Origin of the sequence: Aromatoleum toluclasticum ATCC 700605, from assembly GCF_000378245.1 — a bacterium.
Taxonomy (GTDB): domain Bacteria; phylum Pseudomonadota; class Gammaproteobacteria; order Burkholderiales; family Rhodocyclaceae; genus Aromatoleum; species Aromatoleum toluclasticum.
Genome location: NZ_KB899497.1, coordinates 90,822 through 107,185, shown reverse-complemented (window position 1 = coordinate 107,185; position 16,364 = coordinate 90,822). Strand labels below are relative to the sequence as shown.

Annotated in this window: 10 protein-coding genes; 6 read left to right on the top strand and 4 right to left on the bottom strand. The window is 69.5% G+C overall.

All coding sequences use genetic code 11. The annotated features are described in order from the left end of the window. The first annotated feature begins 16 nt into the window (after nt 1-16). Entirely contained in the window at nt 17-2,803 is a 2,787-nt protein-coding gene (locus F464_RS0113415; protein ID WP_018990339.1) for an AMP-binding protein, read from the top strand. On the opposite strand, the gene F464_RS0113410 is transcribed toward F464_RS0113415, so the two are convergent. After that, nucleotides 2,804-3,703 (bottom strand): LysR family transcriptional regulator, encoded by a 900-nt coding sequence (locus F464_RS0113410; RefSeq protein WP_026295977.1) that lies wholly within the window; start codon nt 3,701-3,703, stop codon nt 2,804-2,806. Nucleotides 3,704-3,846: 143 nt separating this feature from the next. Here F464_RS0113410 and F464_RS0113405 point away from each other — a divergent pair, with 143 nt between their 5' ends. From F464_RS0113405 to F464_RS0113375, 5 genes are all read left to right on the top strand, one after another. After that, nucleotides 3,847-4,962, top strand: a complete 1,116-nt coding sequence (locus F464_RS0113405; protein WP_018990337.1) for an S-(hydroxymethyl)glutathione dehydrogenase/class III alcohol dehydrogenase — start codon at nt 3,847-3,849, stop codon at nt 4,960-4,962. 19 nt (nt 4,963-4,981) lie between these two features. Next, on the top strand, nt 4,982-5,827 hold the full coding sequence (gene fghA / locus F464_RS0113400; RefSeq protein WP_018990336.1) for an S-formylglutathione hydrolase: 846 nt from the start codon (nt 4,982-4,984) through the stop codon (nt 5,825-5,827). Nucleotides 5,828-5,947: 120 nt separating this feature from the next. Beyond that, complete coding sequence (locus F464_RS0113395) at nt 5,948-7,561, top strand: MFS transporter (RefSeq protein WP_228216273.1); 1,614 nt, start codon at nt 5,948-5,950, stop codon at nt 7,559-7,561. 423 nt (nt 7,562-7,984) lie between these two features. Further along, complete coding sequence (locus F464_RS0113380) at nt 7,985-9,211, top strand: exonuclease SbcCD subunit D (protein WP_018990333.1); 1,227 nt, start codon at nt 7,985-7,987, stop codon at nt 9,209-9,211. After that, nucleotides 9,208-12,270, top strand: coding sequence for an AAA family ATPase (locus tag F464_RS0113375; protein ID WP_018990332.1), 3,063 nt, complete (start codon nt 9,208-9,210; stop codon nt 12,268-12,270). The genes F464_RS0113380 and F464_RS0113375 overlap by 4 nt, the downstream gene beginning before the upstream one ends. Before the next feature lie 57 nt (nt 12,271-12,327). On the opposite strand, the gene F464_RS0113370 is transcribed toward F464_RS0113375, so the two are convergent. Genes F464_RS0113370 through ngg form a run of 3 tightly spaced genes read right to left on the bottom strand, consistent with a single transcriptional unit; the run spans nt 12,328 to nt 16,353 of the window. Further along, nucleotides 12,328-13,449 carry a mechanosensitive ion channel family protein gene (locus F464_RS0113370; RefSeq protein ID WP_018990331.1) on the bottom strand — a complete coding sequence of 374 codons (1,122 nt, stop codon included), beginning with the start codon at nt 13,447-13,449 and terminating at the stop codon, nt 12,328-12,330. Further along, nucleotides 13,446-14,594 carry an osmoprotectant NAGGN system M42 family peptidase gene (locus F464_RS28475; RefSeq protein WP_018990330.1) on the bottom strand — a complete coding sequence of 383 codons (1,149 nt, stop codon included), beginning with the start codon at nt 14,592-14,594 and terminating at the stop codon, nt 13,446-13,448. The genes F464_RS0113370 and F464_RS28475 overlap by 4 nt, the downstream gene beginning before the upstream one ends. Beyond that, nucleotides 14,584-16,353, bottom strand: a complete 1,770-nt coding sequence (gene ngg / locus F464_RS0113360) for an N-acetylglutaminylglutamine synthetase (protein WP_018990329.1) — start codon at nt 16,351-16,353, stop codon at nt 14,584-14,586. The genes F464_RS28475 and ngg overlap by 11 nt, the downstream gene beginning before the upstream one ends. Nucleotides 16,354-16,364 lie beyond the last annotated feature (11 nt).

The window sequence follows — 16,364 nt, the reverse complement described above, 5'->3', positions numbered from 1 at the left end:
CGGTCGGAACCTCATCATGAACCGAAGCCGTCCGGCAATCGACGCGGCCGAGGTGCTCGGGATCGTGCGCGGGCTCGTCGGCGAGCTGCGCCCCGGCAAGCCGCCCGAAGCCGGCCTCGACAGCCACCTCGAACGCGAACTCGGACTCGACAGCCTTGCGCGCGTCGAGTTGCTCGCACGTATCGAGCGCGCCGCGCACGCACGCCTGCCCGAAGACACCCTCGCCTCGGCGGAGACCCCGCGCCAACTCTTTGCCGCGCTGCGCGCCGCACGGCCGGACGCGACCTCCTCCGCGCCGGGGCTCGCCGCCGCGCCGGACACCACGCGCATCGAGGCGCCGACCGGCGCAGCCACGCTCGTCGACGTCCTGCTCTGGCACGCCGAGCGTTCGCCCGACCATGTGCACATCCGCCTGCTGCACGACGACGCCGAGGTCGGCACGCTCACGCACCGCGAACTGCTGCAGGGCGCGCAGCGCATCGCCGCCGGGCTGCGGCGGCGCGGCCTCACCCAGGGCGAGGCGGTCGCGATCATGCTGCCGACCTCGCTGGAATTCTTCACCAGCTTCTTCGGCGCGCTGCTAGCGGGCGGCGTGCCGGTGCCGATGTATCCGCCCACGCGCCCGTCCCAGCTCGAAGACCACCTGCGCCGCCAGTCGGGCATCCTGGAAAGCTGCCGCGCGCCGGTGCTGATCACCGACGAGCAGGTGCAGCCGGTCGCGCGCCTGATCTCCACGCCCTCGGGCAGCCTCAGGCACACCGTCACCGCGCACGAGCTCGCGGCCGGCACCGGCAGTCCGGCGGCTGCGACGCCGCGGCCGGACGAGCTCGCGCTGCTGCAATACACCTCCGGCAGCACCGGTAATCCGAAGGGCGTGATGCTCACGCACGCGAACCTGCTCGCCAACATCCGCGCGTGGAGCCGCAGCGTCGCGATCACGGCCGCCGACGTCACGGTGAGCTGGCTGCCGCTGTACCACGACATGGGGCTCATCGCCGCCTGGCTCGGCAGCCTGTACAACGGCTGCCCGCTGGTGCTGATGTCGCCGCTGGACTTCCTCTCGCGGCCCGTGCGCTGGCTGCGCGCGCTGCACCGCTACCGCGGCACGCTCTCCGCGGCACCGAACTTCGCCTACGAACTCGTACTGAAACACGTCGAGGAAAGCGAACTGGCCGGGCTGGACCTGTCGCACTGGCGCATCGCCGCGAACGGCGCCGAGCCGGTGAATCCGGACACGCTGGAACACTTCGCCGCGCGCCTCGCCCCCTATGGCCTGCATCGCGAAACCATGACGCCCGCCTACGGCCTCGCGGAGAACGCCGTCGGCCTCGCCGTGCCGCCGCCCGGCCGCGGCCCGCGCATCGACCGCGTCGTGCGCGAAGCCTTCTTCCGCACCGAGGCTATTCACGCCGCCGCGCAGGACGCGAGCGCGATCCGCTTCGTCGGCTGCGGCCAGCCCCTGCCGGGCCATGATCTTCGCATCGTCGGACCGGATGGCGACGAGCTGCGCGAGCGCCGCATCGGCCGCATCGAATTCCGCGGCCCGTCGGCGACGGCCGGCTACCTGCGTAATCCCGACGAGACGCGCAAGCTGCTGCGCGCCGGCTGGCTCGATACCGGCGACCTCGGCTACCTGGCCGAAGGCGAGCTCTTCGTGACCGGCCGCGTCAAGGACATGATCATCCGCGGCGGGCGCAACCTCTACCCCTACGAACTGGAAGACGCCATCGGCGCATTGCCGGGCGTGCGCCGCGGCTGCGTCGCCGTATTCGGGGTCGCCAATCCCGCAACCGCGAGCGAACGGCTCGTCGCCGTGGTCGAGACGCGCAGTGCCGACGAGGCCGAACGCCACGGGCTCGAACATGCGGTCGGCAACCTCGCGGTGGACCTGCTGGGCGTGCCGCTCGACGAGGTCGTGCTCGCGCCGCCGCACAGCGTGCTGAAGACCTCCAGCGGCAAGATCCGCCGCGCTGCGACGCGCGAGCTGTACCAGAGCGGCGTGCTCGGCCGTCAGCACAGCGTGCGCATGCAGATGCTGCACCTCGCCGCGACCGCCGCGACGCGCAAGGCCGCGCAAGGATTGCGCCGCGCACTCGGCACGCTGTGGGCCGCCTGGGCATGGACCGCGCTCGTGCTGCTCGCGGTGCCGGTGTGGATCTCCGTCGCAACGCTGCGCCGCCCGGCGCTCGGCTGGCGCATCGGACGCGCGGGGGCACGCCTGCTCGCGGCCCTGGTCGGCATCCGCATCGACGTCCGCGGACTGGAAAACCTGCCCGCATCCGCACCCTGCATCGTCGTCGCGAACCATGCGAGCTACCTCGACGGCCTGATCGCCGCCGCCGCCCTGCCCCGGCCCTTCGTCTTCGTCGCCAAGCGCGAACTGCTCGACAACACGATCGCGCGCCGCTTCCTGCAAGGACTCGGAACCGAGTTCATCGAGCGCTTCGCGGTGCAGGACAGCGCGGACGCCGCAAAGCGGCTCGCCGAGCGCGCACGGCTGGGCGCGGCGCTGTTCTACTTCCCCGAAGGCACCTTCGTGCGCAGGCCCGGCCTGCAGGAGTTCCGCCTCGGCGCCTTCCTCGCCGCGAGCGAGGCCGAGCTGCCCGTCGTGCCCGTCACGATCCGCGGCACGCGCGCGGTGCTGCCCGACGAGACCTGGCGCCCGCGCCGCGGCCCGGTCAGGGTGACGATAGGCCGTCCCATCCTGCCCCGGGGCAGCGACTGGAATGCGGCGCTGGCGCTGCGCGATGCGGCGCGTCGGCAGATCCTCAAACACTGCGGCGAGCCCGACGCCGCAGCGTGATCAAACGGCCGTGCCCCGGTACTCCGGGCACTTCGCGAGCCCGTCCTTCAGCGCCTCGACGAGCAGGCGCACTTTGGGCAGCGGATGGCGGCGCTGCGGCGACACCGCCCACACGGCGGTATTCGGCGGCCGGTTCGCCTCCAGCAGCGGCACCAGCTCACCGCGCTGGAAAGGCCCGAGCACGTAGTAATCCGGCAGCTGGCACAGCCCGAAGCCGCGCAAGGCCGCATTCAGCACCGCATAGCCGCTGTTGCAGCGCCAGTTGCCGCTGGGCTTGAACGGGTACTCGCGCCCGTCGAGCTGGAACATCCACGTATCACCGGTGCCGAGCAGGCAGTTGTGGCGACCCAGCTCGGACAGCGTGTGCGGCCGGCCGTAGCGTTCGAGATAGGACGGCGCGGCGCACAGATACATCGTGCGCGGCGCGATGCGGGTCGCAACGAGGCTGGAATCGCTCAGCCGCCCGAGCCGGATCGCGAGGTCGAAGCCCTCGTGCACGAGATCGACGTTGCGGTTCGTCAGCTCGATCTCGACGCTGAGCTGCGGATGCTGCGCCATGAAATCGTTCACCAGCGGCACGATGAAGCGCTCGCCGTAGGCCACCGCTGCGCTCATGCGCAAGAGGCCGGCCGGCGCGCTCTGCAGGTCGCTGATCGCGAGGAAGGCCTCGTCGCGCTCCTCGACGAGGCGCTGGCAGCGCGCGAGGAAGATCTGCCCCGCCTCGGTGAGCGACACGCGCCGCGTCGTGCGATAGAAGAGCCGCGCCTGCAACCTGTCCTCGAGGCGCGCGACCTGACGGCTCACGTGCGAGGACGACACGCGCAGATGCTCTGCGGCGCGGTAGAAGCTGCCGTGCTCGGCCACGGCGAGGAATTCGTCCAGGCCTTCCCAGCGGTTCATGCCCAACACCCCGACAAGGCCACGCGGATGCGGCGATTATTGCTCATGAGCAACAGTATATTGCCGACGTGCAGATTATCCGTATCACCGCATCAATTAGACTTCGTCGCCTACCCTCGACAACAACAGAGAGAGCCCTCGCCATGACCATCAAGTCGCGCGCCGCCGTCGCCTTCGGCCCCAAGCAGCCCCTGCAGATCGTCGAAGTCGATGTCGAGCCGCCGAAGAAGGGCGAGGTGCTGGTGCGCATCGTCGCGAGCGGCGTGTGCCACACCGACGCCTTCACGTTGTCCGGCGACGACCCGGAAGGCATCTTCCCCGCCATCCTCGGCCATGAAGGCGGCGGCATCGTCGAGGCGGTCGGCGAAGGCGTTACCTCGCTGGAAGTCGGCGACCACGTGATCCCGCTGTACACGGCCGAATGCCGCGAGTGCAAGTTCTGCAAGTCGGGCAAGACCAACCTGTGCCAGGCCGTACGCGCCACCCAGGGCAAGGGCCTGATGCCGGACGGCACCACTCGCTTTTCCTACCAGGGCCAGCCGATCTACCATTACATGGGGACCTCGACCTTCTCCGAATACACGGTCGTGCCCGAGATCTCGCTCGCGAAGATCCCCAAGGATGCGCCGCTGGAAAAGGTGTGCCTGCTCGGTTGCGGCGTCACGACCGGCATCGGTGCGGTGCTCAACACCGCGAAAGTCGAGGAAGGCGCGACGGTGGCGATCTTCGGCCTGGGCGGCATCGGCCTCGCGGCGATCATCGGCGCGAAGATGGCCAAGGCCTCGCGCATCATCGCGATCGACATCAACCCGTCGAAGTTCGACATCGCGAAGCAGCTCGGCGCGACCGATTTCGTGAACCCGAACGACCACGACAAGCCCATCCAGGACGTGATCGTCGCGCTGACCGACGGCGGCGTGGACTACTCCTTCGAATGCGTCGGCAACGTCAAGCTGATGCGCGCGGCACTGGAGTGCTGCCACAAAGGCTGGGGCGAATCCACCATCATCGGCGTCGCCGGCGCCGGCCAGGAAATCAGCACCCGCCCCTTCCAGCTCGTCACCGGCCGCGTGTGGCGCGGCAGCGCCTTCGGCGGTGTGAAGGGCCGCACCGAACTGCCGGGCTACGTGCAGAAGGCGCAAAAGGGCGAAATCCCGCTCGACACCTTCATCACGCACACCATGCCGCTGGAGCAGATCAACGACGCCTTCGACCTGATGCACGAGGGCAAGAGCATCCGCACGGTGATTCATTTCTGACGCGAGGCAGGGGATTTCCATGACCCTCGAAAACCTCTCCTGCCAGAAAAGTTTCGGCGGCTGGCTCAAGCGCTACCGCCACCGCTCCCAGACGCTGGGCTGCGACATGGTGTTCGCCGTGTACCTGCCGCCGCAGGCCGAACAGGGCGGGAAACTGCCCGTGCTGTACTGGCTGTCGGGCCTGACCTGCACGGACGAGAACTTCATGCAGAAGGCCGGCGCGCAACGCATGGCGGCCGAGCTGGGCCTCGTCATCGTCGCGCCCGACACCAGCCCGCGCGGCGCGGACGTGCCGGGCGACCCGGACGGCGCGTGGGACTTCGGCCTCGGCGCGGGCTTCTACCTCAACGCGACGCAGGAGCCGTGGGCGCGCAATTACCGCATGCACGACTACGTGGTCGAGGAGTTGCCGGCGCTGATCGAAGCCAGCTTCCCGGTGTCGGATGCGCGCGGCATCAGCGGCCACTCGATGGGTGGACATGGCGCGCTGGTGTGCGCGCTGCGCAACCCCGGCCGCTACCGCTCGGTGTCGGCCTTCGCGCCGATCGCCAACCCGATGAACTGCCCGTGGGGCGAGAAGGCCTTCTCGCGCTACCTCGGCGAGGATCGCGCGCGCTGGCGCGAATGGGATGCGAGCGCGCTGATCGCCGACGCGAAGGAGCGCCTGCCCCTCCTCGTCGACCAGGGCGACCGCGACGACTTCCTCGCCACCCAGCTCAAACCCGAAACCCTCGAAGCCGCCGCCCGCAGCGCCGGTCACCCTCTGACGCTACGGCGCCAGCCGGGCTACGACCACAGCTATTTCTTCATCGCGAGCTTCATCGAGGACCACCTGCGCCACCACGCCACGGCGCTGGCAGGATAGCTCGCGAACGCAGGGCGATTGCCGGGGTCGTCCTCCACGGGCGCGGGCGTTGCGGGCGGAGTATGCTGTCCCCCCCCGCCCCCGGGCTTCGCGCGAGGACGAAACGAGGTGCCAGCCGACTTGAGCGAAAATCCGTCCACACTGGCGCCGCTGCGCCTGCCCATGTTCCGCATGCTTTGGCTCGCGTGGCTCGCGGCGAACATCACGATGTGGATGAACGACGTCGCGGCCGCGTGGCTGATGACGTCGCTGACGAGCAGCGCCTTCATGGTCGCGATGGTGCAGGCCGCCTCGACGCTGCCCGTGTTCGTGCTCGGCCTGCCGAGCGGCGCGCTGGCCGACATCATCGACCGGCGCAAGTACTTCGCCGCGACGCAGCTGTGGGTTGCGATCACCGCGGTGCTGCTGAGCGGGCTGGCCTTCTCCGGCGCGCTGACGGCCGAACTGCTGCTCGCGCTCACCTTCGCCAACGGCATCGGCCTCGCGATGCGATGGCCCGTGTTCGCAGCGATCATCCCCGACGTCGTGCCGCGCCGCGACCTGCCCGCGGCGCTCGCGCTCAACGGCGTCGCGATGAACATGTCGCGCATCATCGGCCCGGTGGTCGCGGGTGCACTGCTCGCCGGCGCCGGCAGCGTCTACGTCTTCATGCTCAACGCGCTGCTGTCGATCTTCGCCTTCGTGATGATCCTGCGCTGGAAGTCCGAGCCGAAGGTCAGCACCCTCCCCGGCGAACGCTTCGTCGCGGCGATGCGCGTGGGCCTTCAGCACGTGATGCAGTCGCCGCCGATGCGCGCGGTCCTCGCCCGCATCTTCCTGTTTTTCCTGCAATCAACCTCGCTGACCGCACTGCTTCCGCTCGTCGCACGCGACCTCCATGCGGGCGGCGCGACGGCCTACACGAGCCTGCTCGCGGCGATGGGCGGCGGTGCGATCCTCGCCGCGCTCAACCTCGAGCGCCTGCGCCGGCGGATGGAGCGCGAGGACTTCGTGCGCTGGGGCACCCTCCTGCACGCCGCAAGCGCCGCCGTTGTCGTCCTCGTGCCGACACTATGGGTCGCGGTTCCGGCGATGTTCGTCGCCGGCATGGCGTGGATCGCAACAGCGAACGCGCTCACGGTGGCAGCGCAGATGGGGCTCCCGAACTGGGTTCGCGCCCGCGGCATGTCGATCTACCAGATGGCCCTGATGGGCGGAAGCGCCGCCGGCGCTGCCTTGTGGGGCTACGTGGCGAACCTGACGTCGGTCACCACCAGCATCCTGGTCGCGTCCGTCGTCGGCCCGGTGCTGCTTCTGCTCACCCGCCGCCACGCCGCCATCCGGCCACACGACGTCGACCACAGCCCCGCGGCCGTCGTCGCGACACTGCCGCCGCTGGCGATCGACATCGAACCGGACAAGGGGCCGGTCATGGTCACCATCGAATACCTCATCGACCCCGCGCGCGCCGCCGACTTCAACGCCGTGATGCAGGAAACCCGCCGCGCCCGCCTGCGCCAGGGCGCGCTGTCCTGGGGCCTGTTCCGCGACACGTCGCGCGCCGAGCGCTACATCGAATACTTCCTCGACGAGAACTGGATCGAACACCAGCGCCGCCTCGAACGCTTCACCGCCGCGGACCTGGGCCTGCGCGAACGCCGGCTCGCCTTCCATATCGGCCCCGAGACGCCGCTGATGCGCCGCTACGTCGCCGAAACCTTCGACGGCCGCACAGGCACTGCCGACACGCGCTGAGCAGCCGGCTCCACCGGCGTCGTGCAGGTCGACGCCGACCGCAGTGGCGACGCCGCCCGGCCTTCGCCAGGCGGCCGCCATCGCATGACTGCGGCTACGTGCGCGGCCTGCGCATCGCCCGGATGCAGGCCCAGGCAATGATGCCGAAGAGCGCAATCACGCCCAACACGTGCTCCATGCGTATCTCCTTGGTCGGGAATGAGCGCTGATTATGCACTCAACGCTGACAAGCTGGCGGCGCGTTGCGCGACGCGCGCACGGCCGGGATGACGTCCTGCGCGTTCACCCCCGACTCGATCAGCAGGCACGCCGGCACGCGGCCTTCGAATGCCTTCGTCCGGCGGATTGGCGGAATGCGCCGGGTTCCTTCCTCCTTGCGGGGCCTCATGCGATTGCACTGGAGCAGTGGCCAGGCGGGCCGCGATGAGCGATATTTCACGTCCGGCCGCGTCCCGCCAGCCGAGTGGCACCACACATCCCGTCGAGATCAACGAATTGAGAATCCTCCATACTGCCGACTGGCACCTCGGCCGCGTCTATCACGGCGTGTCGCTCCTCGAAGACCAGGCGCAGGTTCTGGATGAGCTCGTTGCGCTGATCCATTCCGAAAAACCGGACGCGGTGCTCATCGCCGGGGATATCTACGACCGCTCCGTGCCGCCGGCCGAGGCAGTGCGCCTGCTCGACGACACCCTCACCCGCATCGTGATCGGCGAGCGCGTGCCGGTCATCGTGATCGCCGGCAACCACGACAGCCCGGACCGGCTCGGTTTCGGCGCCCGCCTGCTGTCCGAAGCCGGCCTGACCGTCCGCGGCACCGTGACGGCCGACGTCGCGCCGGTGATCCTGCGCGATGACGACGGCGAAGTCGCGTTCTATCCCCTGCCCTATGCCGAGCCCTCCATGCTGCGGCACTGCCTGGCCGAAGAATCCATCGCCGATCATCACGCCGGCCTCCGGGCGCAACTGAACCGCGTGCGCGCACTCCATGATGCGTCACGGCGCTCCGTCGTCCTCGCCCACGCCTTCGTGATCGGCGGCACGGCCTCGGAATCGGAACGCCCCCTCTCGGTCGGCGGCAGCGGCGCAGTCGGCAGCGACGTCTTCGACGGCTTCGATTTCGTCGCCCTGGGCCACCTGCATCGACCGCAGGCACTGGAAGGCGGCCGCCTCGACTACGCAGGCTCGCTGATGAAGTACTCCTTCGCCGAAGCCGGCCACGGCAAGAGCGTCTCGCTGGTCGACATCGACGGCCGCGGGCAAACCTCGATCCGCCGCCTGCCGCTCGCCCCGCGCCGCGACCTGCGCATCCTGGAAGGCCCGCTCGAAGACATCGTCCACCGCGCGGCCGGCGATCCGCGGCGCGACGACTACGTGCTTGCGCGCATCTCCGACACCGGCGCGATCCTCGACGCGATGAGCAAGCTGCGCACGGCCTACCCCAACGCGCTCTCCATCGAACGCCCGCAATTGTCCGGAAGCGGAGCCGGTCTCGAAGCCGGCACGGATCACCGCAAGGTCGAGACGCAGGACCTCTTCGCCAGCTTCTATCGCGAGATGACGGGCGCCGCGCTCGGCGAACAGGCCGGACAGCTCCTGCACGCCGAGATCGCCGCCCTCGCCGAGACCGATCGGGAGGCCGCGCGATGAAACCCTGCCGTCTCGCACTGCAAGCCTTCGGCCCCTTCGCGGGGCGCGAGGAAATCGACTTCGGCGCGCTGCCTTCGGACGCCCTCTTCCTGATCCACGGCCCGACCGGCGCGGGCAAGACCTCGCTGCTCGACGGCATCTGCTACGCCCTCTACGGCGAGACCTCGGGCAGCGAACGCAGCGCCCGCGAGATGCGCAGCCACCACGCCCCGGACAACGTGCCGACCGAAGTCGAGTTCGAGTTCGAACTGGGCGGCACGCGCTACCGCATCCGCCGCTCGCCCGAGCAGGAACGCGCCGCCCTGCGCGGCAAGAAGGAACTGGTCAGAACACCCGCCAAGGCCGAGCTGCACGTCCGCGACACCGCGCGGGCGGGCGACTGGACCCCGCTGGTGAGCAAGACCACCGAGGTCACCGGACGCATCATCGCGCTGCTGGGCTTCGAGGCGGACCAGTTCCGCCAGGTGATCATGCTGCCGCAGGGGCAGTTCCGGAAGCTCCTCACCGCCGACTCCAAGGATCGCGAGAAGATCCTGGAGGCGCTGTTCTCGACCGAAACCTACAAGCGCCTGCAGGAACGCCTCAACGGCTCGGCGCGCCAGCTCGAACAGCAGGCGGACGCCGCCAGGGCACGGCGCACGACGCTGCTGGAACAGGCCGGCGCGCCATCCGAAGAAGAACTCCTGACCCGCGTCGGCGAGTCCGATGCCCGGCTTGCCGAGCTGGCCATCGAAGAGAAGCAGCGCCGCAGCGAAGACGCCGTGGCTTCCGCGGCGCTGACCGCGGGCGAAGCGCTGGCCGCCCGCTTCGCCGAAGTCCACACGGCGCGCCAGGCCCTGGAGACGCTGGCCGCCGGCACCGTGCTCGTGGATGCGCAACGACGCGAGCTCGAAGCCGCGACCCGCGCACAGAACGTCATCCCGGCACACGCGGGGTTCGCGGACGCGCGCCGGCACATGCAGCAGCTTGCCGAACAGGCGCGCAAGGCCGAAGCCGGAGCCGATAGCGCGAGGGCGGCGCTCGCCCAGGCCGAAACCGCACTGGATACCGAGACGGCCCGCGCAGCCGAGCGCGATGCCGCGACGCGCGAATCCACCCGCCTCGACGGCCTGCGCGAAATGGTGCAAGGCCTCAAAGCCGCACAACGCGAGCACGCAGAGGCCGACGCCGCGGCACGGTCGGCCCTCCAGTCGCTCGCGGGATTGCAGACGCAGCACGACAAATCGGCTGCCACACGCCGCGCGCTGCAGCAGACGATCGAACTCCACACCCCCCAGGCCAACCGCGTCGACACCCTGCAGGTGCAGATCGAGCAGCAGAGCCAGCGCGTCGCGGCGCTCACCAAGCTCGCCGCGGCAGAAACCGACCTCGCGGCGAGCCGCACGGAAGCCGCGAAGCGCCAGCGGGACTTCGAAGCGGCGCAGGACGGACGCCGACACGCCGTCGAGCACAAGGAAGCCCTCGAAGCACGCTGGCGCGAAGGCCAGGCCGCAGTGCTCGCGCACCACCTCGCGGACGGCCACGCCTGCCCCGTCTGCGGCAGCCTCGAACACCCTCACCCTGCCTCCAGCGGCGACGCCGTTCCGACCGAAGCCGAACTGCGCACGGCCGCAGCCGCCCTGCAGAAAGCCGAAGGGGCCCTGGAGCACGCCCGATCCCTTCATCATGAAGCCGCCAACAAGGTCGCCGCCGATGAATCGACCGTCAACACCCTGAAATCCGGCCTGCCCGCCGAAGCCCCCGATCCGGTGGCTGCGCGGCAGGCCCTGCAGACGCTGGAGCGCGAACTCGACGCCGCCAGGCAGGCGGCAGCGGCCTTGAACCAGGCGAAAGCCGGGATCGAAACCTGCGATCGGGACATCGCCGCGACGACACAGGCGGTGGAGCTCGCGCGCGGCAAGAGCGGGGAAGCCGGACTCAAGGCGGCCACCGCGGCGTCCCGGGTCGCCGAACGGTCGGCGCACATCCCCGAGCCCCTGCGCGAAGACGACGCGCTAGAACATGCGATCGCTGCGGCGAAAGCGCGCTGCGACCAACTCCTCGCACAGCTGAAGGCGGCGCAGGACACGCACCGACTGGCACAGGCGGCGGACGCTGCCGCCCGTGCCACGCTGGCAACCCTGCACGAATCCCTCGCGGCGGCAGACCGCCGCAGCACGGAGGCCCGCGAAACCCTCGCCCGCAGTTTGCACGAACACGGATTCGCCGATGAGGGCGGCTTCCTGCAGGGCCGCCGCTCCCCCGATGCGATCGCGGGCTTGCGCAGCCGCCTGCAGACGCACGACGAGGCGCTCGCCGCCGCGAAGGAGCGCGTGGCGCGCGCCGAAGGCTGCGTCGCGGACAAGACGCCGCCCGACCTGCCCGCGCTGAAGGCCGCCCAGGCCGCAACGCGCGAGCGCATCGAACTGCTGGTCGCGCAGCACAACACCCTCAAGGAGAAGATCACCCACGAGCGCAGGACGCTCGACACCCTCGCCGGCATTCGCCGCGAGCTCGGCGACATCGAAGACCGCTACCGCGTGCTGGGCGATCTCGCAGCCGTCGCCAACGGCGACAACAGCCGCAAGCTCACCTTCCAGCGCTTCGTCCTCGCAGCCCTCCTCGACGACGTGCTGCGCCAGGCGTCCCTGCGCCTCAAGGCCATGAGCCGCGGCCGCTACACCCTGCAGCGCCGCATGGACGTCGCCGACGCGCGCAAGGCGTCCGGCCTGGATCTGGAAGTGTTCGACGACTACACCGGACGTGCCCGCCCCGCCAACACCCTCTCGGGCGGGGAAGGCTTCATGGCCTCGCTGTCGCTCGCGCTCGGCCTGTCGGACGTCGTCCAGTCCTACGCCGGTGGCATCCAGCTCGACACCCTCTTCATCGACGAAGGCTTCGGCAGCCTCGACCCCGAATCATTGGACATGGCCATGAAGGCGCTCATCGACCTGCAGCAGAAAGGCCGCATGGTCGGCATCATCTCGCACGTCGATGAACTGAAACGGCAGATCGACACCGGCATCGAAGTGAGCCTCGGCGCCGCCGGAAGCCACATGCGGATCCGCGGCTACGCCTGAACGGCCCCCGACGGGCGCCCTGCACGCGCCGGGCGTCCGGCTCCGGCACGCGCGCGTTCAGGCTGCCTTGCGGGCACGCGCGGCCGGCGTTTCGAGCGCTTCATCGCCGCCCTCGCGCAGCAGGCGCACACCGCCGTTCAGATGCAGCGTGCGCGTGGGGAACGCGAACTGGATGCCCCGCGCGGCGAACTCGCGCACGAGCCGCAGGTTGATCGCCTGCTGCGCGTCCATATAGCGCACGATATCGGGCTCTTCGACGTAATACACCACCTCGAAATCGAGGGACGACGGACCGAAGGCCTTGAAGTGCGCGCGATCGAAACGCACACCCGGCTGCGCCTCCACCGCTTCGCGGATCACGCCCGGAATCTCTTCCAGCTGCGCCGCCCGGGTGTCGTACGTGACCCCGACCGCGAACACCGCGCGCCGCTCCTGCATGCGCTTGTAGTTGCGTATGCGGCTGCCCAGCAGGTCGTTGTTGGAAAACACGATCTGCTCGCCGCCGAGACTGCGGATGCGGGTGGTCTTGAGGCCGACATGCTCGACGGTGCCCATCAGGTCATCGACGATGATGAAATCGCCGATCACGAAGGGCTTGTCGATCGCGATCGACAGCGAGGCAAAGAGATCGCCGAGGATGTTCTGCACGGCCAGGGCCACGGCAACGCCACCGATGCCCAGGCTCGCGACCAGCGCGGTGACGTTGAACCCCATGTTGTCGAGGATCAGCAGCAGCACCACCGCCCACAGCACGACACGGCCGATGAAGGACAGCAGCGAGCGCGTCATTTCGCGCGCCCCCTCGTCGCCGCTTTCGCCGCCTCCGAAACGCCGCTTCAGGAAGAAGTCCAGCCCGCGATTGGCCCACATACCCGCCTGCAGCACGAGCAGGGCGACGAAGGCGCGGTCTATGGCCTTGTCGAAACTCGCCGGCAGCTCCAGCAGTTGCGTGGCGATGTAGAGCGCGATCGCGGCGGCGAGCAGCACGCGCGTGGCGGCAAGGAGATCGACCAGCAGTGCGATCGGGCCGTCGTTGCCGGCGGCCAGGCGCTTGCGCAGCCGTTCCAGCGCCAGGCGGCGCACGGTATGCAGGCCCAGCATGCAGGTGGCGATCGCGAGCAGGGCGATGGTCCACTCCTGGGGGCCGTTGTCGTTGAGGAGTTGTTTGAACAAGTTCATTCCTTATGGGTCTCCGCAGGGGGTGCATCGAGGTCGGGCATCTGCATCTCGGCCGGCGGGAAGTCGTCGAGCGGGCCGAGCGGCGTGCGGTCGCGATGGAACAGCGGCGGACTGGTCAGATAGACCACCAGCAGGCGCGCGAGCGCGTCGAGCGAGTCGATATGCACCCGCTCGTGTCCGTGCGAGGCATCCAGGCCGAAGCACACGAGCGCGGTGCGGATGTCGTTGCCCGCTTCGATGGCCGCGGCCGCGTCGCTGCGGTAGAAGCGGAACACGTCGCGGGAGTGCTCGATGCCCTCGGCCGCGCACAATTCGAGCAGACGGCGCGTAAGGTGCCAGTCGAAGGGGCCGCTGGAGTCCTGCATCGAGATCGTGACGCCGTATTCGCAGGTGTATTGGCCGGGTGCGACCGTGCCGTTGTCGATCGAAACGAGCTCCGCGACGTCGCCGTGCAGCACATGCGAGGCGCCCACGCCGATCTCCTCGGAGATCGTGAACAGCGGGAAGCAGTCGACCGGCAGCTTGACCCCGCTCTCGCGGATCGCCCGCAATGCGGCGAGGATGGCCGCGACCCCGGCCTTGTCGTCGAGATGGCGGGCGTTGATGAAGCCCTCGGGCCCGAATTCGGGATTCGAATGGACGGCAATCGTGTCGCCCACGTGGATGCCCAGCGCGCGCGTCTCCGCCTCGCTCGCGGTGCGCGCATCGACGCGCAGCTCGACGTTGTCCCAGCTCACCGGCTGGGTGTCGATCTCGGTGTTGAAAGTGTGCCCGGAGGCCTTCGCGGGCAGCAACGTGCCGCGGTGGATGACGCCGTTGTCCGAGTAGATCGTGACCCGCGCGCCTTCGGCAAAACGCGAGGACCAGAACCCGATCGGCACGACCTGCAGCCGGCCGTCGGCTTTGAAACCCTTCACCATCGCGCCGAGCGTGTCGAGGTGAGCGACGACCGCGCGCGCCGGGTTCCGCTGCCGGCCCTTGATGCAGGCACGGATCGCGCCGCGGCGGGTGAGCTCGTACGGAATGCCCAGCACATCGAGTTCGCTGCACGCCACATGGACGACGGCGTCGGTCATGCCCGACGGGCTGGGCGTGTTGAGCAGGCGGCTCAAAACCTCCTGCAGATAATCGCGGTCAGGGTGCATGCGTCCTCCGTTCCGGTTCGTCGCGCGTCGCGCTGCGCGTCTGCGGGAAAAGCAGGTCCATGAAGCGCTCGGCAGTCGGCTGCGGCTCGTGGTTGGCCAGCCCCGGACGCTCGTTCGCTTCGATCACGACATACTCGGGACGGTCGGGCGCCGCGACCATGAAATCGAAGCCCACGAGGGGAATCTCGAGCGCGCGCGACGCGCGTTCGGCGGCCTCCCTGAGCTCGGGGTGCAAAGCGGCCGTGACGTCGTGAATGGTCCCGCCGGTATGCAGGTTCGCGGTCTTGCGCACCTGGATGTGCAGACCGGCGGCGGGAACGTCCTCCAGCGCGCAGCCTTGCGACTTGAGGCAGCGCACGGTTTCGTCGTCGAGCGGGATGCGGCTCTCGCCTGCGGTGGCGAGCTGGCGACGGCGGCTCTGCTTCTCGATGAGCTGCCGCAGCGTGTGCCGGCCGTCGCCGACGACCGCGGCGGGACGGCGCGTCGCGGCAGCGACCACCTGATGGTCGATGACGATGATGCGCAGGTCCTCGCCCGACACCATCTGCTCGACGATGACGCTCTCGCAGAACCTGCGGGCGGCGGCGATGGCGGCGTGCACCTCGGCGAGATCGTCCAGATCGACGCACACGCCCTGGCCCTGCTCGCCGCGGGCGGGCTTGACGACGACCCGGCCGTGGCGCGCGAGGAAGGCGGCGACCGCGGCATCGTCGTCGGCCGCGATCTGCTCCGGCACGGCCACCCCCGCGCCAGCAAGGATGCGCAGCGTGACGCGCTTGTCGTCGCAGCGGCTCATCGCGACCGCGGAGGTCAGCTCCGACAGCGACTCGCGGCAGGTGACGATGCGCCCGCCGAGATTGAGGCGGAAGTAGCCGTGCTCGGCGTCCAGCACCTCCACCCCGATGCCCCGCCGCCGCGCCTCGCGCACGATGATGCGGGCATAGATATTGAGATCCTCGGCCGGATCCGGGCCGAGGAAGAGCGGTTCGTTGATCGGATTCTTCTTCTTCACGCAGTACACCGGAACGCGCGCGAAGCCGAGCTTTTCATACAGCGCAATGGCCGGCGCATTGTCGTGCACCACCGAAAGATCCAGGAAGCTGCGTCCGCGTCCGCGGTACAGCACGGCCAGCGCGCGTACCAGCGCCTCGCCCACGCCGGGATGGGTACATTGCGCATCGACGGCCAGCGACCACAGGCTCGCGCCGCCGTCGGGGTCCTGAAAGACCCTGACATGATCGACGCCGGTGACGACGCCGAGGATGCTGTCCCCGTTGGCATCTTCCGCCACCAGCAGATCCACGTCGTCGCGCGCCTTCAGTCCCGCGAAGAAGGCGCGCGGGGGCGACACCATCCCGCGCGCCTGGTAGATGCGCCGGATCGCGTCGGCATCGTCGCGGCCCGCGGCACGTATCGTCCAGCCTTCGGCCGCGGCCTCAGCGACGCGCTGCCTGAGTGCGAGCCGGAAGGTGTAGGACGGGTCGATGAAGAGCTCCTGCGGCGCGAACGAGATCACGACCTGCGGATCGCGCAGATACAGCGCGATGTCCCGCCTGCCCGGCTGTTCGCGGCGGATCGTCTCGGCCAGCGCCTGCGGATCGGCGAAAGTCTGGCCGAAGATCAGGCGCCCCCAGCCGCAGTCGACGATCGCCTCGCTCTCCATCTCGGCATGCGCAGGCAGCTCGGCGGCGCTCTCCCAGTGGCGCAGCGACATCATGTCGGCGGGGTCGAGCGGGTTACGTTCGTCGGCGACGTTCATCGTGTTCTCCT

Coding starts and splice junctions, on each gene's coding strand:
- F464_RS0113415 (WP_018990339.1), top strand. CDS start 17: ATGAACCGAAGCCGTCCGGCAATCGACGCGGCCGAGGTGCTCGGGATC.
- F464_RS0113410 (WP_026295977.1), bottom strand. CDS start 3,703: ATGAACCGCTGGGAAGGCCTGGACGAATTCCTCGCCGTGGCCGAGCAC.
- F464_RS0113405 (WP_018990337.1), top strand. CDS start 3,847: ATGACCATCAAGTCGCGCGCCGCCGTCGCCTTCGGCCCCAAGCAGCCC.
- fghA (WP_018990336.1), top strand. CDS start 4,982: ATGACCCTCGAAAACCTCTCCTGCCAGAAAAGTTTCGGCGGCTGGCTC.
- F464_RS0113380 (WP_018990333.1), top strand. CDS start 7,985: ATGAGCGATATTTCACGTCCGGCCGCGTCCCGCCAGCCGAGTGGCACC.
- F464_RS0113375 (WP_018990332.1), top strand. CDS start 9,208: ATGAAACCCTGCCGTCTCGCACTGCAAGCCTTCGGCCCCTTCGCGGGG.
- F464_RS0113370 (WP_018990331.1), bottom strand. CDS start 13,449: ATGAACTTGTTCAAACAACTCCTCAACGACAACGGCCCCCAGGAGTGG.
- F464_RS28475 (WP_018990330.1), bottom strand. CDS start 14,594: ATGCACCCTGACCGCGATTATCTGCAGGAGGTTTTGAGCCGCCTGCTC.
- ngg (WP_018990329.1), bottom strand. CDS start 16,353: ATGAACGTCGCCGACGAACGTAACCCGCTCGACCCCGCCGACATGATG.